A 20,124-nucleotide genomic window follows, 5' to 3' on the forward strand; every position below is an offset into this window, starting at 1 on the left:
TCTCTTAGCTTTCTGTGCTGAGCGCTTCTTCAAGGAAGGCAGCGAGTTCCTGTTTATGCTGTTTGGCGTGGCCGGTGGCCGTCGCGGCGGCGGGCGGGCGACCGGCATAGCGCGGCCTGGTATGCTTGGCGTCGATCTGCTGCAGCGTCCATTCAAGATAGCTCTCGATGAAGCTCCAGCCGCCCATATTGCGCGGTTCTTCCTGGCACCAGAACATCTCCGCCTGCGGGAAGCGTTTGAGTTCGGTCATCAGAGATGCACGCGGGAAGGGATAGAACTGCTCCACACGGAGCAGATAGACATCCTCAATGCCGCGAGCTTCGCGCTCTTCGAGAAGGTCATAATAAACCTTGCCCGAGCAAAGAACGACGCGCCGGATTTTCTCATCCGGCACGAGCATTACGGTCGAGCCGGGCCGGTATTCTGCATCATCCCACAGCACTCGGTGGAAGCTTGAGCCCGGGCCCATCTCGGCTAGCGTCGAAGTCGCTCGCTTATGGCGGAGCAGCGATTTCGGCGTCATCAGGACGAGGGGCTTGCGGAAATCCCGCTTCATCTGACGACGGAGGATATGGAAATAGTTCGCCGGTGTCGTGCAGTTTGCGACCTGGATATTGTCCTGCGCACAAGCCTGCAGATAACGCTCAAGCCGTGCGGAAGAGTGCTCCGGCCCCTGCCCCTCATAGCCATGCGGGAGAAGCTGCACGAGACCGGACATGCGCAGCCATTTGCGTTCACCCGATGAGATGAACTGATCGAAGATCACCTGCGCACCGTTGGCGAAGTCACCGAACTGCGCTTCCCAAAGGACGAGCGTTGTCGGGTCGGCCAGCGAATAGCCATACTCAAAGCCGAGCACAGCGAATTCGGAGAGGTTCGAGTCGATGACTTCGAAGCTCGCCTGATCCTCAGAGAGGTGCCGGAGCGGCGTGTAGCGTTTCTCCGTCTCCTGATCGACGAATTGAGCGTGACGCTGCGAGAAGGTGCCGCGCGCCGAATCCTGACCGGAGAGGCGCACCCGGTAACCTTCCATGAGCAGCGATCCGAAAGCCAAAGCCTCGCCCGTTGCCCAGTCAATTCCCTCGCCGGATTCAATCGTCGCCGCTTTGGCTTTGAGGATCCGGTCGAGCGTCTTATGCGTCTTGAAGTCTTTCGGCTTTTTCGTCAGCTTACTGCCGATCAGTTTCAGCCGATCGATATCGACCGCCGTATCACCGCGCCGGTCATCTTCGAGCGGCGGCTTGAAGCCGGACCATTTGCCGTCGAGCCAGTCAGCCTTTTTCGGCTCGTAAGGCTCGCCCTTCTCGAATTCCTCATCAAGGAAGGCTTTGAAGTTGTCGCGCTCGGTCTCGATCCATTCGCGGGTGACAACCCCCTCTTCGACCAGACGGTCCGCATAGACCTCCCGCGTCGTCGCGTGGTTGCGGATCTTTTTATACATGAGCGGTTGAGTGAAGCTCGGCTCATCGCCTTCATTGTGGCCAAAGCGGCGGTAGCACCACATGTCGATGACGACATCATGGCCGAATTCCTGACGGAACTCGGTGGCGACTTTCGCAGCGAAAACCACCGCCTCCGGATCATCACCATTGACGTGGAAGATCGGCGCCTCAACCATCTTCGCCACATCCGACGGATAAGGAGAACTGCGCGAGAATTTCGGCGCGGTCGTAAAGCCGATCTGGTTATTGACGATAAAGTGGATCGTCCCGCCGGTGCGGTACCCCCGCAGGCCGGTGAAGCCGAAACATTCGGCCACGATCCCCTGCCCGGCAAAGGCGGCATCGCCATGCAACAGCATCGGCAAAACCTGCGTGCGCGGCTGGGTGACCCGTTCGGACGGATGCATGTCCTGCTTGGCGCGTGACTTACCGAGTACGACCGGATCGACGGCCTCAAGGTGAGAGGGGTTTGCCGCAAGCGACAGGTGGACATTATTGCCGTCAAAGGAACGGTCCGAAGACGCACCCAGATGGTATTTCACATCGCCCGAGCCGCCGACATCATCGGGGATCGCAGCGCCGCCCTGGAATTCGTGGAAAATCTGGTGATAGGGCTTACCCATCACGGCGGCGAGAACATTGAGCCGCCCGCGGTGCGGCATACCGATCGAGATTTCCTCAACCCCTAGCGCGCCGCCGCGTTTGATGATCTGTTCCAGCGCCGGCACCATGGCTTCGCCGCCATCAATACCGAAGCGCTTCGTACCCGTATATTTCGTGTGCAGAAAGTTCTCGAAGCCCTCGGTTTCAAGAAGTTTCAGGAGGATAGCTTTCTTGCCGTCCTCGGTGAACTTGATTTCCTTGTCCATGCCCTCAATGCGGCGCTGGATCCAGTCCTTCTGCGCCGGGCTCGTGATATGCATGAACTCAACAGCGAAAGTACCGCAATAGGTCCGCTGGAGGATCTCAAGGATGGTCCGCAGATTGGCCGTCTCAAGTCCGAGCACATGGTCGATGAAGATCTCGCGATCGAGATCGTCCTCGGTGAAGCCGTAATGCTCCGGGGTCAGTTCGGGGTGCCATTCAGGCTCCTCGATCTTCAAGGGATCAAGATCGGCAATCAGGTGCCCGCGGATCCGGTAGGCGCGGATCAGCATCAGGGCACGGATGGAATCGCGCACCGCAGCAGCCACATCGGTCGCCGAAATTTCCGGCGAGCGCTGCTCGATCTTCTTCTCGAAATTACCCTCAACGCCGGACCAGTCCCCGCCAAGCGCGGCAGTCGTCTCATCAGAGGGGCGCGGCGGCCAGTCGGCGCGCGCCCAGCTCGGACCGCGATCGTTTTGAGCGGCGAGGTCTGAATCTTCCAGATCGTCGAAAAAGGCGCGAAGTTCAGGATCAACCGAAGCAGGGTTCTCGGTGTACTTCCTGTATTGTTCGTTCAGATATTGGCGATTGCCGCCGGACAAGAAGCTCGTTGCCTGGAGCAAATCCCGTAAGGCGAACACTTCGCCTTGTGAGCCATCGTGGGCCATGGACTGTACAGTCCCTCTCTCTGCTGCCGAAAGAGGGCCGTATTCCCATGAGGGCCCTTTACGGCGATTTAAAATGGCGCAGTTTTTGCGCCCGTTAAACAACCTATACCTGAACTGCCCCGTTAGCCTTCGCAAGCTAATGCGGCGCTTGGACGCTGCCTTAGCCGTTCAGGAGTTCAACCATTGCGGTGCCGAGCGCAGCCGGTGACGGTGCCACCTTGATCCCGGCCTTGTTCATGGCTTCGATCTTGGCTTCTGCGGTATCCGCGCCGCCCGACACGATGGCGCCTGCGTGGCCCATGCGGCGACCCGGAGGCGCGGTAACGCCAGCGATGAAGCCGACGGTCGGTTTCTTGACGGAGTTGCTGGCGAGGAACTCGGCCGCTTCTGCTTCGGCAGAGCCGCCGATTTCGCCGATCATGATGATCTGCTGGGTTTCGTCATCCGCGAGGAACATCTCAAGCACGTCGATAAAGTCGGTGCCCTTCACCGGGTCACCCCCGATGCCCACACAGGTCGACTGGCCAAGGCCGGCCATCGTCGTCTGGTGAACAGCTTCATAGGTAAGCGTGCCCGAGCGGGAGACAATGCCCACCGTGCCGCGCTTGTGAATGTGGCCGGGCATGATACCGATCTTGCACTCATCCGGCGTGATGACGCCGGGGCAGTTCGGGCCGATCAAGCGGGTGCTCGAGCCCTCAAGGGCGGCTTTCACGCGGACCATGTCGAGGACCGGAATGCCTTCGGTGATCGCGATGACCAGCGGGAGTTCGGCTTCGATGGCTTCGATGATCGAGGCCGCAGCAAATTTCGGCGGCACATAGACAACCGAAGCATTGGCGCCGGTCTTCTCGACGGCATCCTTCATCGTGTCGAAGACAGGAAGGGTTGCGCCTTTTGCCGGCTCGCCCGCTTCCCAAGTCTGCCCGCCTTTGCCGGGCACAACCCCGCCGACCATCTTTGTACCGTAAGCAATGGCCTGTTCCGTGTGGAACGTACCGGTCTTCCCGGTGAGACCCTGGCAGAGGACTTTGGTGGATTTATCGACGAGGATGGACATGAAGGCTCCCTTCGGATGGCAGACGCGAGGGTATGGACAAATTTCGTCGGGCCCTAGACCTGCTCTTCATGGGGGGCAAGGGAGACTGACCCCAGATTCGGCGATTTATCAGCCTGTTTTGAGCTATCCGAACCTGCCCGCGCCGATCCGATACCCTCAGGCAGGCTGTACCGATACCAGACGGGACAGAGTCACTGCTCAATAGCAGGAGCAACCGTCATTTTGCTGTCTCGTCGATAGGTCAGCTGGCCTGTCACCGGATAGGTCGCTGGATCAATCGCCAGCTCTACACAATCGGGAACGGATCGCGGCTTTTCGGCTTCACACATCATAGCCCGCTCGACACGGACAGGCGCGTCAGCAGGCACATAATAGTCGTCGGATTCTTCGGTAAAGCCGCTCGTTTCGAGTGCCCTCTTCACATATCCGAACTCCACCCGCTCGAACTCGATCGTGCAGTCGCGCACGCCCGGTTCCGGCAGGATGATCCTGGTATCTGTTGTCACCCGCCCCGCAGAGGTCGGACGGCGGCGCGTGAAGGTATAAATCTTGGCATCGGAGGACGGCACGCGGGTCAGCCCTGACTGGATCGTCGACGGTGCAGCAGGGATCCAGGTCCGCTCCAGCGCGAGATCCTCGATCGCTTCCGGCGTGCCGCCGGTGCGGATGCAGATCCCGATAAAGTCACTGACGACGAGGCGCGCGCCGACCGTGCGATCGAGCGTGCTCTGCTCCTGCGCAAAAGCAGCATGTGGCAAAGCGAGCAGCAGGGCGGGCATAAGGGATAAAATTCTCATCACGCGAAAATGGCGCTTCACCTCCGCCACGTCGAGCCATATTCGTGCGCCCAAACGGCCAAGACCCTTTTCTAGCCATGAAAATCGGGTAACGAAGTGGCATTTAGCGTCGAGGGCTGCCGCATGTTGAGTTTATTTGGCAAAGGCCGGGCAAAGGATGAGGGAATGCCGGGCGGCCGGATCGACCTGCCCTTCCCGGTCTGGTTCTCCCGCCATGGCCAGACCGACTGGAACAAGGCCGGCCGGTTCCAAGGCCATTCGGACATTCCGCTGAATGAAACCGGTCGTCAGCAGGCCGCAAGGAATGGCCGCGCCCTCCGTGAACGGATCAAAAACCTTGACGAGCTTGTTTTTGTCACGAGCCCCCTCGTGCGCGCTGCCGAGACGCTGGAGATCATCCGCGACAAACTTGGCCTGCCCCGACGCCGTTACGGCGTCGATGACCGGCTGATCGAAATCGATCTTGGCGACTGGAACGGCAAGACCGTCGATGAGATCAATGCCGAAGACCCCGGTGTCTGGGAGCGTCGGCAGAAAGACAAATGGGCCTATAAGGTGCCCGGTGGGGAGAGCTATGCCGATGCAGCAGCACGGACCCGCGAATTCCTCCTTGAACTGAAAGGCCCTGCCCTGATCGTCGGGCATGGCGCCTCGGGCCGTATCCTGCGCGGCTATCTCTGCGGGCTAGATCGGCAGGGGCTGACCCACCTCAAATCGCCGCAGGATCTCGTTTTTGAACTCAAGGGCGGCAAGGAAAAAACCGTTTAACCAGAACGGCTTCCGCAAATAGTTTGCATCGTTCCGCAAATGGAACGAAAGTTCTCCCTATTCCATGGGGGGAATGAGATGAATGTCGACAATATCAATCGATGGCTGACGCTCGGCGCAAATGTCGGCGTCGTCATCGGACTGATCGTCCTGATCGTCGAGCTGCGGCAGAATTCGAGTCTGACACGCGCGGCTATGGAGATCGAGCTCACCGCCGTTCAATCCGACCTCGAATTGCGCATGTCGGCGCCGGACATTTCCGCAGTCTGGATGAAGTCGGTCTACCACCCCGAAGAACTGACACTGGTCGAGATCAAGATGATGGAAGGCCCGCTGGTCGCCGTGACCCAGCAGATCGATCACTTGATGAACATGCAGGAGGCCGGGCTAGTTTCGCGTAGCCGGGTCGAAAGTCACGTGCGTAACATCGCCCCGTTCTATTTCGGCAGCCGATTTGCCCAGAACTGGTGGCAGGCGAACGAAGTGGGATGGCAGGGAACCGGCCTTTATGAGATTGCCGGCCCGATCATCGACGGCGTCGATGAAAATTTCATGCGAGACTATTTCGACAGCCTGACCATTGCGCCTGAAACACCGCCCACTGAGGGTACCAGCGAATGATCCTCCGCCGCATCACCGAACATGTGAAAGCCCAGAACTGGACCGCCGTCGCGCTCGACTTTGTCATTGTCGTCGTCGGTGTGTTCATCGGTATTCAGGTCGCGAACTGGAACGATGCGCAGGCCAATGGCCGACTTGGAAGAGATTATAAGGAAAGGCTGATCACCGAAATTCAGAATGATCTTGCGGCCACACAGGTGCTCTCCGGCTATTATGAGGATGTTCTCGACAGCGTCACGCAGACTAACCGGTTATTATCCGTACCCGAAGCGGATGCAAATGCGCTGGTCATCGCGGCCTATCGCGCCAGCGAATACACAAGCATCCCTTCCAACCGGGCGACCTGGGACCAGATCGTTTCGTCGGGTCATCTCGGCCTCCTGCCGGAATCTGCCTTCGAAAGCGGTCTTCCCGATTACTACAAGTTCCAGGAGGCGAACGAGGCGGTCATCGACCGGCTTCAGGATTCACCTTACAGAATCGCCGTCCGGTCGCTCATCCCCCTGCCCGTTCAGCTGTCCATCAGAGAAGGCTGCAGCGACTCCTTGGACGAGCTGAGTATCATCGAAGGATTCATGACGGAATGTCATCTGGAGGTGGAACCGTCCCTGATTGAAGAGGCCGCCGTAGCGCTGCGGACGTCTCCTGCCATTCGCGATACCCTGCGCTATCAATATTCCATGGTCGGCCTGGTACAGATCAATAACGCCGGAAATATCGCCCTTCAGGAGCGGGTGCTGGCGGCCCTGACAGCGGAGGAACGAGACTGATGATTCTCCGTAGTCTCATGAAGCACGTTCGCGACCAGAACTGGATCGCCGTCGCGCTCGATTTCATCATTGTCGTCGTCGGTGTGTTCATCGGTATTCAGGTAAGCAACTGGAATGCCGCGAGGGCGGATCATGTGCGCGAAGCCCGTTATCTTGACAATCTTGCCATCGAAATCAGGGAAGAAATTGTTGCTTTGGATGAGATGATGCTAGCTCATCGAATGCGTATAACAGTGATTGAAAAGATGTTGACCGATGCTGGCGGTGCTCCGCCCCGACGGGAGAGCAGAATGTCAGCACCCGCAAGCGCGGTTGATCTCACCAGAAAGTTTCCGGCGCCGGAGTTTCTTCCCATCACTGAGGAAGAGCGCGACTATTTTCTGAATTACGGTATCTTTGCGCGGACATTCAATGAAAAGAACTCCACCTTTCGCACCCTGCAATCGACAGGAGACATCACTATTTTTAAGGATGAGACCCTAGCTCTCGATATTACGGATTACTACGCCAATATCGAGGATTTGATTTATTTTGAAGACGGCACTGCGCGCCATGCACGCGATGCGACGACAGCGGTTGCGAGGCGTCACGGCTTCAATCCTTTTGGCGAAAACTCATATGATCTTGTCGTCACTGCGCTGCAGGAAGATCCGGAGTTCGCCGCCTCTCTGCGTGGGCTTTACAATGTTTCCATCTTGAATCACTTCGTTATCGCCACTGTGAAACGTGAAGCAGAGGAGATTTTGGCCAGGCTTCCGGATGGTGAAGAATGATCCTCCGCCGCATCACCGAACATGTGAAAGCCCAGAACTGGACCGCCGTCGCGCTCGACTTCGTCATCGTCGTCGTCGGTGTGTTCATCGGTATTCAGGTCGCGAACTGGAACGATGCGCAGGCCAATGGCCGACTTGGAAGAGATTATAAGGAAAGGCTGATCAGCGAAATTCAGAATGATCTTGCGGCCACACAGGTGCTCTCCGGCTATTATGAGGATGTTCTCGACAGCGTCACGCAGACTAACCGGTTATTATCCGTACCCGAAGCGGATGCAAATGCGCTGGTCATCGCGGCCTATCGCGCCAGCGAATACACAAGCATCCCTTCCAATCGGGCAACCTGGGACCAGATCGTTTCGTCGGGTCATCTCGGCCTCCTGCCGGAATCCGCCATCGAAAGCGGTCTTCCCGATTACTACAAGTTCCAGGAGTCAAACGAGGCGGTCATCGACCGGCTTCAGGATTCACCTTACAGAATCGCCGTCCGGTCGCTCATCCCCCTGCCCGTTCAGCTGTCCATCAGAGAAGGCTGCAGCGACTCCTTGGACGAGCTGAGTATCAGCCAGGGGTTCATGACGGAATGTCATCTGGAGGTGGAGCCGTCCCTGCTCGAAGAGGCCGCCGAAGCGCTGCGGACGTCTCCTGCCATTCGAGAAACCGTGCGTTATCAATATTCCATGGTCGGCCTGGTACAGATCAATAACGCCGGAAATATCGTCCTTCAGGAGCGGGTGCTGGCGGGCCTGACGGCGGAGGAACGAGACTGATGATACTCCGAAGTCTTATGAAGCACGTTCGTGACCAGAACTGGACCGCTGTCGGCCTCGACTTCGTCATTGTCGTCGTCGGGGTGTTCGTCGGAATTCAGGTGTCGAACTGGAATGACCAGCATTTTACAGCTCGCGAAGCGATCGATTCTCGCGTCCGATTGATCTCTGATCTGCAAAATGACCGGGACGTCCTGGCGGTCCGGCGGAAATTTTACCAGGAGGTCAAGGACGCAGCAAAGCGGATAGAGCATATTCTTGAGGCAGACTTTCCAGAAACGACCGAGGCCCAATGGCAACTCATCCGCGACACGGAAAATGCTGGTCTGATCTGGGCGTTCAAGCCGTCGGCACAGGTTTACGATGAGCTCCTGAATTCGGGAAAGCTCCGTCTCGTGAGTGATACGGAGATCTTACGTCAGATGCGGGATTACTATCAGGATGCCGCGCTGGAAGCAGCCATGTCGTTCCAAGTCGACACCCCCTATCGGAACAAGTCGCGCAGGCTGATTAGCGGCCCACTGATCGAATACCAACATCACGCCTGCAATATCGTTGTCGGCGCTGATCCTAGTAATGTGAAAGTCGAGGAACAGCTCTACTTTCCGCCCTGCCCGGCCCCAGCACTCGAGACAGAAATTCTGGAAACCGCCCAACGCATTCACGCAGAGGAAGAATTGCTGGGTGATCTCCGATTAGTGCTCAGACATACCGAAGGCGTTCTTTCATTTATTGAGTATCTGGATGATGAGGCAGAGACCCTGATCACCAAACTGGAGGCAGACTGATGCTCCTCCGCCGCGTCAGCGCACTGTCACCATGCGCTCATGCCCGGCAAGGTCTTTGTGGACGGACACTTCACGCTCAGGCATGTCGGCTTTCATCAGAGAGCTGACGGCCTCGCCCTGCCCTGTTCCGATCTCAAGAAAGGCGTGCCCGCCCGGTGCCAGCCTTTCGGCAATAACGGGCGCCAGCACACGATAGGCATCAAGCCCGTCTGCGCCCGCGCGCAGGGCAAGCTCTGGCTCATAGCCCGCAACCGATACTGGCAGTTCGGCAGCGTCCTCGATATAGGGCGGGTTCGACAGGATGATATCAAAGGGGCCGTCCGGCGCATATCTGAAATCGAGCATGCGGAACTCCGCCCAGCGATCGAGCTTGAGGAGATGCGCGTTCTTCTCCGCGACCTGCAGGGCGCCGGGTGATTTATCGATACCAACACCATGCGCACTCGTCAGCTCACCGAGTACTGAGAGAAGAAGGCAGCCGGTGCCGGTGCCAAGATCCAAGACGCGGGGGTTAGGCCCCGCCGCTGCCACCGCCGCCTCAACCAGCATTTCGGTCTCAGGCCGCGGGATCAGCGTGTCCCGGGTGACCTTGAACATCCGTCCAAAGAATTCCTGTTCACCGGTGATATAGGCGACCGGCTCTCCGCCTGCCCGGCGAGACAGCATGCGTGCATATTTGCCTGCGGCTTCCTTTGGCACTTCATCCCTGGCGGCAGCAATCAGCCCTGCATGATCGAGCCCCGAGGCGGCACAGAGCAAAACCCGCGCATCCAGTGCAGGCGTCGGGGATGTGCCCAGACGCATCGTCCCCTCTGCGAGATGCTGGCTATAGGTCAGCGGCATCGATCGCCAGATCCCTTACTCAGCTTCCATGCTGGCGAGGCGTTCGGTCTGATCCGCGAGCACAAGGGCGTCGATCATTTCATCGACCGCTTCGCCCGCCATCATCTTGTCGAGCTTATAAAGCGTCAGGTTGATCCGATGATCGGTCACCCGGCTCTGCGGAAAATTATAGGTGCGGATACGCTCCGAGCGGTCGCCGGAGCCAACCTGACCTTTGCGTTCGGCGGCGCGTTCGGCATCGACACGCGCGCGCTCGGCATCATAAAGACGGGCACGGAGCACTTTCATCGCCTTTGCGCGGTTCTTGTGCTGGGATTTCTCATCCTGCTGGATGACGACAACGCCGGTCGGCAAGTGCGTGATGCGGACAGCCGAGTCAGTCGTGTTCACCGACTGACCGCCCGGCCCACTGGCGCGGAAGACATCGATCCGAAGGTCTGCCTCGCTGATCTCGATATCAACATCTTCGGGCTCAGGCAGCACGGCAACGGTTGCGGCAGAGGTATGGATGCGCCCTTGCGTTTCGGTCTCGGGCACGCGCTGCACACGGTGGACACCGCTTTCGAATTTGAGCCGGCCGAAGACATTGTCACCTGTGACGCTCGCCTGGACTTCCTTGTATCCGCCAACCCCGCTTTCGGTCGCGGAGAGGATCTCAACCTTCCAGCCCTGAGTGACCGCATAGCGCTGATACATACGGAAGAGATCGCCTGCGAAGAGCGCTGCCTCATCCCCGCCCGTGCCTGCGCGGACCTCAAGGATGACCGGCGCGGAATCCGCCTTGTCTTTCGGCAGGAGCATGATCTGAAGCTGTTCCTCAAGCGCCGGGATTTCTTCCTTCAGGCGCTGGATCTCTTCTTTCGCCATGCCCGCCATCTCGGCATCGTCGCCGGCGAGCATTTCTTCGGCGTCGCCAAGATCCTGCCGCGCGGTCGTCAGAGCGCTAGCCGCCTCGACCACGGGTTTGAGCTCGGCATGCTCTTTTGACAGCCGAACGATGCGCTCCGCTTCGGTCGCCGAAGACATCTCCTCTTCGACCTCGGCGAGGCGCGCAATCAGTGCATCAAGTTTTTCCTGCGGAATCACGTGGCTGGAGGACTTTCTGACAGTATTCGTTTCGGCGGCATGTGCCATGACCTGCCAATCTCCGGCAAGAGGGGGTAACTCTTGCTTGCGCGGAGCGGTTCAAGCCCTGAAGATCATCTCATGTCTGTCCGGCCTGAAACCCGTGATTACATCCTCGACCAGCTCTCTGCGGCGGGGGACGTTTCAGCCCGCCGCATGTTTGGTGAGATGGGCCTTTACTGTGACGGCAAATTTGTCGGCGTCATCTGTAATGATGAGCTGTTTTTCAAACAGACCGAACAAGGCCGCGCCTTCCTGCCCCGACTTGGGCTGAGGCCGCCCTATCCCGGCGCGCATCCCTATCTGCATGTGACGGGTGATGTGCTCGAAGATGCGGGTCGTGCTGCTGAGCTTCTGAAGATCACGACGGCCGCCCTTCCCATGCCGCCGCCGAGACGCCCCTCCAGACGCAAGCGGGCCATTCGGAGTGAAGGGGAGCCATCCGCGTGAAACGCCTGATCGCCTGCGGGCTCGCGGCCAGTTTTGCCGTCACCGCTGCGTGCGGTGAAGAGCTTGCCGCCACTCTGCCGACAGAAGTTTGCCGGGGCTATCTCTTCCTGCCGCTGACGCTGGAAGAGAAAGAAGACGCGCCCGCCGATCGGACACTCCATTTCCTCTATGATACCGGCGCCAGCTATTCGATCGTTGATCCAGCCTCGATCTTACGTGTCAGTGGCAAGACGATCGAGCCCGGCAAGAATGCCGTTTTCTCCGATGCGACCATGGGGCCGCTCAACGTCAACAGGCTGCGCGCAAGGGTGCAGGACCTCTCGCATCTCTCCATGGCGCTGGGTCGGCCGATTGACGGCATTCTCGCCTATGATGCGTTCGGGGAATATCTCGTCCAGATCCATTACCCCGAAGGCGAGATCCGCCTTTATGCAGGCGACCTGCCACGTGCCGATGGCAACACCATCTTTTCCTCCAAGGGCAAGGACAAGCGCCCATGGGTCAAGCTCGACATTGATGGCCGGAAACGGCGGGTGCTGATCGATTCAGGGTCTGCCTCGACCCTCGTTCTCAATGACCTTGATCGCTATGAGGTTAAGGAACCGCCCGTCGAGATCCGCTCCGCCGTGCGCCTCAAACGGCTTGAGAAACGACGCGGCGCCCGGCTGACCGGAGATGTGACACTGGGGGAGCATCTTTTCACAACACCCGTTGTTACCGAAACACCGGATACGGAACTCTTCGGCAGCGGGATGCTGAAGGATTTCGTTCTTACCTTCGATGTCGATGACAAGCGGGTACGGTTTACCAGCCAGAGCGAGGGGCCTGTCACCGTGCCGCCGGAACGCTCAACCGGTCTTTCCCTTCGCCCCATCAAAGACGGTATGCGGATCGAGAAAGTATTGCCCGATAGTCCGGCCGCGTCGCTGGACCTCAAGCCCGGGGATATCCTCACCCATATTGACGGCATGCCGATTGCCGAACGCGGCTGCCGCGAGATGTCTGACTTCGAAGAAGTCACCTATCGCCGCCGCCGCGGCGAGGATATCGCCGAAGTCACCGTGCCGATCTTTGTCATAGTCGACTAGCGCCACCGCCCAAACTGCTTGCCGCCCTCCCCCTGACAGGCGTAGCCCTGTTGCCGGGTGAGAGGGATTTCAAATGACAGATGACGTCCGGCCGCTGACGGCACCGACCACGTCCTCCGAGCGCTATGCGATCATGGATATCCTGCGCGGCTTTGCGCTGTTCGGGGTGCTGACGGCCAATCTCGTGGGTCTCGGCGAAGCGCCCTTCATGGCGACGGATGCCCAGATCGAAGCGCTGCCCACCGCCCCTATCGACAGTTTCTTCTATTTCCTCGTGGACCTATTCATTGCGGACAAGGCGAACACGCTTTTTGCGTTCCTCTTCGGGGTCGGGTTCTGGGTGATGATGGAACGGCTGGAGAGCCGCGGCGCACCCTTCATGTCGATCTATCTGCGGCGCACAGGTATTCTGTTCCTTTTCGGTCTCATCCATCTCTTCGGGCTTTTTGCCTTCGACATCCTGCATCTTTACGGCGCGGCGGGGTTCGTTCTTCTCTTCAGCCGGAAACTCCCTGCCCGGATGATGCTTTATATCGGGCTGGCGCTGCTCGTCTTTGGCCGCCCTGTCGGCGAATGGATCAGCGAAGCGCTCGGCTTCACCGAGGCCTACGGCATTGTCTATAATGATGACGCGGTGCTGGCCCGGCAGGCCGCCGCATGGGCCGGGAATTACCGCGAATGGATTGCCGGTATGGATCACATGGTCCGCTATGACTGGTTCGCCAGCGGATTACTGGCCTCATGGGTTCTTTACGTCATTGGCCGATTTTACATCGGTGCGTGGGTAGCGCGTCAGGGATGGCTACAGCATTCGGGCGATCATCTGCCGATGTTCCGAAAATATCTCCCTCTCCTCCTGATCTCAGGACTGGTCCTACAACTCCTCGGCCAGCTCATCTCGGAGAACACCGGCGAAGAGGCGTCCGCCGCCCTTGGTGTACTGACGACAATCATGCATGCCTTTGCGACCCCGCTGATCGCGGCGGGCTATGTCTGCGGGCTCGTTCTGATCTTCAATGGCAAGAGCCTGACCTGGCTGATCCGGCCCTTTGCGCCGGTCGGCCAGATGGCGCTGACCAATTATCTGACCCAGAGCGTGCTGATCATGCTGATCCTCACCAATATCGGGCCGGGGCTGGGGCTTGCCGGACGGGTCGGCACGGCCAGCTACATCCCCATCGCCATCGGCATTTACGCCGCACAGGCCGTCTTCAGCCATTTCTGGATGAAGGCCTTTGCCTATGGGCCGGCGGAATGGCTGTGGCGCACGCTGACCTATGGCAAGGCGCCCGCGATCCGGCGCCGCCCGGAGGCACTTGCCCCTGCCGGGTAAGCCGTTTTTCAGAATATCGCGCTAGGCTTCGCCGCATGAAGGACCGCGCAGACTGGCTCGAGCTGATCAAGGAAACCCTGCTGACGCCGGGCCGCGTGGTCTATGAAACGGCCGGGCTTGAACGCTCCGATGTCCATGTCATGATCCTTTACATCGGGATTGTCTTCGCGCTGATCACCGCAAACAGCCTGCGGCGCAATGCGATCCTGAAAGAGCGCGGCGTCCCGGCCACAGGCAGTGTCATCGGTCTTCAGCGCGATCCCGACGGCCCGGACCGCCCCCGCATCGCCTATAAGGATAAATATGGCGGCGAGTGGACCTTCGTCTCTGACGTGCCGTGCAAGGATGAAACGAAGTTTATCGGCAGCGAGGTCGATATCCTCTACGATCCCGACCATCCCTCACGCGCGCAGGAAGCAGGCCGGCAGATCATGCGAAGCTGGCAGAATGTGATGGCGGTGACGGTCAGTACGATCACGCTGGTGATCGCCTTCATGCCGCTGCCCTTCACAGAGCTGTTTACTCAGATGGGCTGACTGTCCGCTGCGGCGAGTTCCGCCTTCATCAACTCGGTGACACGCTCCGCCATCCGATCCATCGAGAGATGCGCATCGAAAATCTCGCCTGCCCGACCCGCCAGCGCATCCCGCGCAGCGTCATCCTTCATCAGCCGGTCAATCGCAGCCGCCAGTGCTGCCGGATCATTCGGCGGCACAAGGACGAGACTGTCATCAGAGAAGATATAATCCCTGATGCTCGGAATATCCGTGACGATGACCGGTTTGCGGTAGGCCATGGCCTGTTGCATCACCATATGACCGGCGCTGGCCGAGGTATCGCTGAGCGGCACGACGACAAGCTCTGCCGATTGCAGCATGTCGATGAAGTCGCGGCCATGCACTTTGCGGTGAATACGGACCTTTTCAGAGGCCAGCCGGTCGGGACAGGCATCAAGATTGTCGCAAACGATATCGACCGCATAGTCTGTGTCAGAGATCGCCTCTGCAAGGCAGGCATAATCCCGCTGTGACCGCCCGGCCGAGAGGATGGTCCCGGCGCGCGCCTGCTCGCTGTAAGGCTTGGGCGTGAACCCCAGACCAACGCCATAAAGCGTGGTTGAGAATTTCTCCGCCTGCGATGGAAATACCCGGCGGCAGGCTTCCTCATCGGAGCCCGCATAGGTGATGACCCGCGCACAAAACCCGATGACGATCCGGTGGAAGAGCCGGTTGAGGCGCCCCACAAGTCCGGTCCCTTTTTCCGAATAAATATAGCCGAGCCAGACAAGACGCGGCTTCGAGGAAAAGCTGAGCAACTTGAGAAGCCCGTAGCAGAAGAGGATGATATCCGTATGCGCCAGAACGACATCGGGTTTCGGGCGCGCAAAGATGCTCTGCCAGCTCTTCTTTAGCGCAAACCAGATCATTTTGGGGTATTCGCGGAACAGGAGCGCGGCCTTCGTCCGGTAACGGGGCGAGGCATCACCGCAAAAGATCCGGTAATCGGGGATCTCTGAATCCAGCTTTCGGCTTAGCGGCCAGTCATCCGCCTCCGCCGAGGCCCCAGTGATATAATGCAGCGTCATGAAGGAATGCCGGATTACTCCGCAGCCTGAGCTTCGGCAGCCCGGGCGGCTTCAATCTCGGCAGCCTTTTCCTCGACCAGCTCGACCAGCTTGTCGACCATGTCTTCATTCTTGAGCTTGAAGGCCGGCACACCACCCAGATAGGCCATGCCCGCTTCCGCGCCACCGCCGGTAAAGCCGATATCGGTCTCCCGCGCTTCGCCGGGGCCATTCACGACACATCCGATCACGGAGAGTGACATGGGCGTTGAGATATGCGCGAGCCGCGCCTCAAGCTTCTCGACCGTGCGGATGACATCGAACCCCTGCCGCGCACAGGACGGGCAGGAAATCACATTCACCCCGCGATGGCGCAGGCCCAGCGATTTGAGGATATCAAAGCCGACCTTGATCTCTTCCTCGGGCTCTGCCGAGAGGGACACGCGGATCGTATCGCCGATCCCGGCCCAGAGGAGCCCGCCAAGCCCGATGGATGACTTGACCGTCCCTATACGGAAACCTCCCGCCTCGGTGACCCCCAGATGCAGCGGCTTGTCGGTTGCCTCGGCAAGGCCGTGATAGGCGGCAACGGTGAGGAACACGTCGGACGCCTTCACCGAAATCTTGAATTCGTGGAAATCCTCATCCTCAAGGATGCGCGCATGATCGAGCGCGCTTTCGACCATCGCCTCGGGACAGGGCTCCCCATATTTTTCGAGCAGGTGCTTTTCCAGCGAGCCACCATTGACCCCGATGCGCATGGAGCAGCCATTATTGCGGGCAGCACTGATGACTTCGAGTACGCGCTCGCGCTTGCCGATATTGCCCGGATTGATCCTGAGGCAGGCCGCTCCTGCCTCTGCCGCCTCGATGCCGCGCTGATAATGAAAATGGATGTCTGCCACGATCGGCACCGGCGAGTGTTTGCAGATTTCCTTCATCGCCTCGGTTGAGGCCTTATCCGGGCAGCTCACCCGTACGATGTCAGCGCCCGCTTCCGCGATCCGCTCGATCTGCTCGAGCGTTGCTTTTGCGTCCGCCGTATTGGTGTTGGTCATGGACTGAACGGCGATCGGCGCGCCATCGCCAATGGGCACATTGCCGACCATGATGCGGCGGCTTTCCCGGCGCTCAATATCCCGCCACGGACGAATGCTCATGAGCCGTCTCCTGCCGTCACAACGGCATTTGTCTCTGGTGATGCAATTAAGCCGAAAGCGGCGTGATCACAATGCGTTCGTACGCCTTTTACGGGCGCTGGAAGACCACGCGGCTGGTCCGGCCGGCATCGGTCACGGAGGCGCCGCCCTCTTCAGCCGGGAAGAAATCCCAGCGCGAGACGGCAGCCATCGCGGCACGGTTGAAACAGGGGTTCGTGGTCGAGGCGACTTCCGGTCCGACAACCTTGCCGTAGCGCGACACGCTGTAGCGGATGGTGACGGTCTCGGTCTCTGCCGCCGAGCTTTCGCAGCGGGACGGATAGACCGGCTCAATGGCCGTGCGGATGGTTGCCGGCACACGGCTCGCAACCACAGTCTCTTCAACGACCGTTTCAGCGGGCGCATTCTCATCGGCGGTGACAATAGCGATGCCGTCATCGGTCATGACGGGCTCATCGGCAGTATCATCTTCGGCGAGCGTTTCCTCCTGGGTGGCAGGCGCCTCTTCCGTCGTCGTACCCCGGTTCTGGAGCGCCAGACGGTTCAAGGCCTCGGCATTCAGCTCATCGGCTGACTGGACACCAGTATTGGCCTCAGTAGCGGTTTCGGTTTCTTCGCTGACTGTCTCTGCGGCGGCGCTGTCGATGTCCCCCTCGCCTTCTTCTGCTTCAGTAAGAGGCGACGGGATCTCAACGGCAGCCACTTGCAGGGCACCGTCATTCTCGGCGGCGCGGGCATTGGCGAGAGACGCGGAACGCGCCTCTTCTTCGCCTGCGGCCAGCGCGCGTTCGAGTTCTTCCGCGGTGATCTCAAGAACGCCGTCATCCTCACCGGCATCGGCGACACGGGCGGGCGCGGCATCGGAGGGCAGTGACAGCCCGCCGCCCAGCGCGTTCTCGTCGGTCAGCGAGGTCGTCATCTGATAGTCCGGTACCCCGGTCGAAGACAGCGTGCGCTCAACGAGCGGAATGCCCTCTCCACCTTCGGCCGTCAGGACGGCCTTGTCCGGGGCAGACGCCTGAAGGATCTGCCAAACGATCCAGAGAACGCCGCCTGTGATCAGCAGGATCGTGAAAAGGCTCATCTGCGGCGCAGGCCCCAGATCCTTTTGCAGCTTGGGCTCAAGTACGGGCGTCTGGCGCGGCGCGGGATAGCCCGCATCACGGCGGAAACGCTCGACCAGCGCATCCTCGGGCAGTCCAAGCGTGCGCGCATAAGAGCGCACGAAACCGAGCGTAAAGGTCGGCGCCGGCAGGGCAGATTTGTCGAGCGCCTCAATCGCGGTGAGCCGCTCGGCCTTCACATTGATGCGTTTTGAGATTTCCTCGACATCAAGGTCCATCGCCTCGCGGGCGGCGGCGAGCATCTCGCCAGCATGGGAGAAGTCATCCGCTGACGGAATTTTCCCGTCATTGGTGTGCGGCGCGTCGGCATCCGCTTCAGATGTGGCCGTCGAAGGTGATTCGGACGCAGCCGTCTCATTCCCGTCCGAGGTCCCGTCATGGGACACATCTCGGTCGCGATGAAGAAGGGTATCGGTCACATCCATGCGAATCACTGTCTCCGGTGAAACAAATTAACCTGTTCGTTATGGTCCTGAAAGGGCAACCATCGTGCCGACAAATAATTAATGCGAGAAAAATTCGAGGGTTTGTCATCGAATCAATCTCACCAGACCGGAGAAATGTTGACTTCGTTAGGATTTCGGTAAGGTGTCTTCCATGGCGACTCACTCTCCCCGCGGGGGGCCGCATTTCACGGCTTCCGTTCACGACCGTCTGGCGAAAGTCAGCGATAAACGGTTAGCGGCCGTCTCGCTGGTCCTGTCAAAATTGTTCAGCGGGCGAATGGCTCTGTCGACGCTCTTTGACGGGCCGCGCCAGGAAGTCCTGAGCGCGGAGGAAGAAGCCGACCTCAAGGATCTTGAAGCCGCCTTGCCCGAAGGCGCGATGATCCGCGATCCACTCACGCGGGACCGTTTCGGGGCTGAGCCGCGGATGCTCGCCTTCCTGCGCCAGCTCGAAGGGCATCGCCCACAGGCCATGGTCGTGCTCTCTCCTGAAGGAGATGACGCCGCCGATGAGGCCGTCGCGGAAGCCCGCGCAATGGGATATCTGCTCGTCCCCGGAGAGCGGATGGCAGCCCTCAAACCCCCTTCGGATGTCGAAATCCTGGACAAGACCACGGGCGAGATCCGATTCGGCGCCGGGACGGACTGGGAGAAGCTCGACGAAGCGGCCGTGACGGCGGGGCTCTGCGCTTTTCCGAAACTCGCGGGACTTTTCGATAATCCGCTGGCCGCAGCGCGGGCCGGTCTCTTCGGTCCTGTGCGGGAGCGTCGCCGGTCAGGACATTCCTGGCGCGTCGAGGCGACTTTGCCGCCCCTAACCACTATGCCTGAGGAACTCGTGTTCCTTTTTGAGGCACGCGAGCCCGCCGAGCGCGTCCTCGCCCGTCTCACCCGGGAAATGGCGCCTCTATATGCTGAGACCTTCCCGGCAAGTGACGGCTACATTCTCGCGACCGCCCGGCTGGTCGCCCATCATGGCTGGCTCGACAAGCCAGAGGCGACAGGCCTTCGTCTCTTTATCGGCGGGCCAGAGCCGGTGCGACGTGCAGCTCTCAAATTCGCCGAAGGCCATGCAAGACGGGCGGGCGGGCGCAAACTCTGGCCGCAGGGCTTGCCGCCACGCGCCGATCTTGAAGCCATTCTGGCCTCTTGCGGGGCGGCGCGGCTTGAGCGGGCCACTGATCTGGCGCTCCCCACGCCTGAAGGCGCGCGCGTGACCCCGACCTTGCGCGCCATTCGCGGCGAAATCGAACAGATCGACGTCATTACCTATTTGCGGGATCTCTCCCGGTCGCTGCCAGAAGCCCAGCAGACGCTCGGCCTGATCGAGGATCCGGTGCGCCCTCAAAGCCCCGATCTGACCGAGGAAAGCCCCGATTCCGTGCGCGCTCATGGCTGACCTGCCTGCTCCGGAACGCCTTGATTTAAGAGGACTTCGCTGCCCCCTGCCGGTCCTCCGGCTGGAGGCTCGCGCACGCGCCCTTCCAGCAGGCAGCCGCCTCGAAGTGCTCGCCGATGACCCCATCGCAAGGGTCGATATCCCCCATGCGATGCGCGAGGCGGGGCACGCCTGTGAAGAGGTATCCGCCCCCGAAAATACGCGCGATTATTGCGTCTTCGAGGTCACATTGGGCGGAAAGGGGTGAAAAGCGTCACAAGGGGGATGC

Annotated in this window: 20 protein-coding genes; 12 read left to right on the forward strand and 8 right to left on the reverse strand. The window is 59.7% G+C overall.

Features of this window, described 5'->3' with window-relative positions:
• Window positions 1–4: 4 nt before the first annotated feature.
• From DX908_RS02075 to DX908_RS02085, 3 genes are all read right to left on the reverse strand, one after another.
• Window positions 5–2,977: a 2-oxoglutarate dehydrogenase E1 component gene (locus tag DX908_RS02075; RefSeq protein WP_116390801.1), complete on the reverse strand. Its 2,973-nt coding sequence runs from the start codon at window positions 2,975–2,977 to the stop codon at window positions 5–7.
• Between the two features lie 160 nt (window positions 2,978–3,137).
• On the reverse strand, window positions 3,138–4,037 hold the full coding sequence (gene sucD, locus DX908_RS02080) for a succinate--CoA ligase subunit alpha (RefSeq protein ID WP_116390802.1): 900 nt from the start codon (window positions 4,035–4,037) through the stop codon (window positions 3,138–3,140).
• 191 nt (window positions 4,038–4,228) lie between these two features.
• Window positions 4,229–4,816: a hypothetical protein gene (locus DX908_RS02085; RefSeq protein WP_116390803.1), complete on the reverse strand. Its 588-nt coding sequence runs from the start codon at window positions 4,814–4,816 to the stop codon at window positions 4,229–4,231.
• Between the two features lie 141 nt (window positions 4,817–4,957).
• Between DX908_RS02085 and DX908_RS02090 the strand changes: the two genes are divergently transcribed.
• From DX908_RS02090 to DX908_RS02115, 6 genes are all read left to right on the forward strand, one after another.
• On the forward strand, window positions 4,958–5,602 hold the full coding sequence (locus DX908_RS02090; RefSeq protein ID WP_116390804.1) for a histidine phosphatase family protein: 645 nt from the start codon (window positions 4,958–4,960) through the stop codon (window positions 5,600–5,602).
• A 78-nt stretch (window positions 5,603–5,680) separates the two neighbouring features.
• Window positions 5,681–6,223: a hypothetical protein gene (locus DX908_RS02095; RefSeq protein ID WP_116390805.1), complete on the forward strand. Its 543-nt coding sequence runs from the start codon at window positions 5,681–5,683 to the stop codon at window positions 6,221–6,223.
• On the forward strand, window positions 6,220–6,993 hold the full coding sequence (locus DX908_RS02100; protein ID WP_116390806.1) for a DUF6090 family protein: 774 nt from the start codon (window positions 6,220–6,222) through the stop codon (window positions 6,991–6,993). Before DX908_RS02095 ends, DX908_RS02100 begins: the two co-directional genes overlap by 4 nt.
• The gene (locus DX908_RS02105) at window positions 6,993–7,766 is read left to right on the forward strand and encodes a hypothetical protein (RefSeq protein WP_116390807.1); all 774 of its coding nucleotides are present in this window, start codon (window positions 6,993–6,995) and stop codon (window positions 7,764–7,766) included. Before DX908_RS02100 ends, DX908_RS02105 begins: the two co-directional genes overlap by 1 nt.
• Entirely contained in the window at window positions 7,763–8,536 is a 774-nt protein-coding gene (locus DX908_RS02110) for a DUF6090 family protein (RefSeq protein ID WP_116390808.1), read from the forward strand. The genes DX908_RS02105 and DX908_RS02110 overlap by 4 nt, the downstream gene beginning before the upstream one ends.
• Window positions 8,537–8,553: 17 nt before the next feature.
• Window positions 8,554–9,324, forward strand: a complete 771-nt coding sequence (locus tag DX908_RS02115; protein ID WP_116390809.1) for a hypothetical protein — start codon at window positions 8,554–8,556, stop codon at window positions 9,322–9,324.
• 15 nt (window positions 9,325–9,339) lie between these two features.
• Here DX908_RS02115 and prmC read toward each other — a convergent pair whose 3' ends face one another.
• Window positions 9,340–10,167 carry a peptide chain release factor N(5)-glutamine methyltransferase gene (prmC, locus tag DX908_RS02120; RefSeq protein WP_116390810.1) on the reverse strand — a complete coding sequence of 276 codons (828 nt, stop codon included), beginning with the start codon at window positions 10,165–10,167 and terminating at the stop codon, window positions 9,340–9,342.
• A 15-nt stretch (window positions 10,168–10,182) separates the two neighbouring features.
• On the reverse strand, window positions 10,183–11,301 hold the full coding sequence (gene prfA / locus DX908_RS02125) for a peptide chain release factor 1 (protein WP_199564558.1): 1,119 nt from the start codon (window positions 11,299–11,301) through the stop codon (window positions 10,183–10,185).
• Between the two features lie 72 nt (window positions 11,302–11,373).
• On the opposite strand from prfA, the gene DX908_RS02130 reads away from it, so the two are divergent.
• From DX908_RS02130 to DX908_RS02145, 4 genes are all read left to right on the forward strand, one after another.
• A complete protein-coding gene (locus DX908_RS02130) occupies window positions 11,374–11,742 on the forward strand; it encodes a TfoX/Sxy family protein (RefSeq protein ID WP_116390811.1) in 369 nt (122 codons plus the stop codon).
• A complete protein-coding gene (locus tag DX908_RS02135) occupies window positions 11,739–12,830 on the forward strand; it encodes a PDZ domain-containing protein (RefSeq protein ID WP_116390812.1) in 1,092 nt (363 codons plus the stop codon). The genes DX908_RS02130 and DX908_RS02135 overlap by 4 nt, the downstream gene beginning before the upstream one ends.
• Before the next feature lie 73 nt (window positions 12,831–12,903).
• Complete coding sequence (locus DX908_RS02140) at window positions 12,904–14,163, forward strand: DUF418 domain-containing protein (RefSeq protein WP_116390813.1); 1,260 nt, start codon at window positions 12,904–12,906, stop codon at window positions 14,161–14,163.
• A 35-nt stretch (window positions 14,164–14,198) separates the two neighbouring features.
• The gene (locus DX908_RS02145) at window positions 14,199–14,699 is read left to right on the forward strand and encodes a DUF3592 domain-containing protein (protein ID WP_116390814.1); all 501 of its coding nucleotides are present in this window, start codon (window positions 14,199–14,201) and stop codon (window positions 14,697–14,699) included.
• Here the strand turns inward: DX908_RS02145 and DX908_RS02150 are convergent.
• From DX908_RS02150 to DX908_RS02160, 3 genes are all read right to left on the reverse strand, one after another.
• On the reverse strand, window positions 14,687–15,748 hold the full coding sequence (locus DX908_RS02150) for a glycosyltransferase family 4 protein (protein ID WP_116390815.1): 1,062 nt from the start codon (window positions 15,746–15,748) through the stop codon (window positions 14,687–14,689). The two genes, DX908_RS02145 and DX908_RS02150, sit on opposite strands and share 13 nt — an antisense overlap.
• 14 nt (window positions 15,749–15,762) lie before the next feature.
• Window positions 15,763–16,887 carry a flavodoxin-dependent (E)-4-hydroxy-3-methylbut-2-enyl-diphosphate synthase gene (gene ispG / locus DX908_RS02155; protein ID WP_116390816.1) on the reverse strand — a complete coding sequence of 375 codons (1,125 nt, stop codon included), beginning with the start codon at window positions 16,885–16,887 and terminating at the stop codon, window positions 15,763–15,765.
• An 88-nt stretch (window positions 16,888–16,975) separates the two neighbouring features.
• Window positions 16,976–18,436: a TonB family protein gene (locus DX908_RS02160; RefSeq protein ID WP_116390817.1), complete on the reverse strand. Its 1,461-nt coding sequence runs from the start codon at window positions 18,434–18,436 to the stop codon at window positions 16,976–16,978.
• 172 nt (window positions 18,437–18,608) lie between these two features.
• On the opposite strand from DX908_RS02160, the gene DX908_RS02165 reads away from it, so the two are divergent.
• Both DX908_RS02165 and DX908_RS02170 read left to right on the forward strand, forming a co-directional pair.
• Complete coding sequence (locus DX908_RS02165) at window positions 18,609–19,856, forward strand: hypothetical protein (protein WP_147303701.1); 1,248 nt, start codon at window positions 18,609–18,611, stop codon at window positions 19,854–19,856.
• Window positions 19,849–20,103: a sulfurtransferase TusA family protein gene (locus tag DX908_RS02170; RefSeq protein WP_116390819.1), complete on the forward strand. Its 255-nt coding sequence runs from the start codon at window positions 19,849–19,851 to the stop codon at window positions 20,101–20,103. The genes DX908_RS02165 and DX908_RS02170 overlap by 8 nt, the downstream gene beginning before the upstream one ends.
• Window positions 20,104–20,124: the final 21 nt, after the last annotated feature.

The organism is Parvularcula marina (assembly GCF_003399445.1).
GTDB classification, from domain to species: domain Bacteria; phylum Pseudomonadota; class Alphaproteobacteria; order Caulobacterales; family Parvularculaceae; genus Parvularcula; species Parvularcula marina.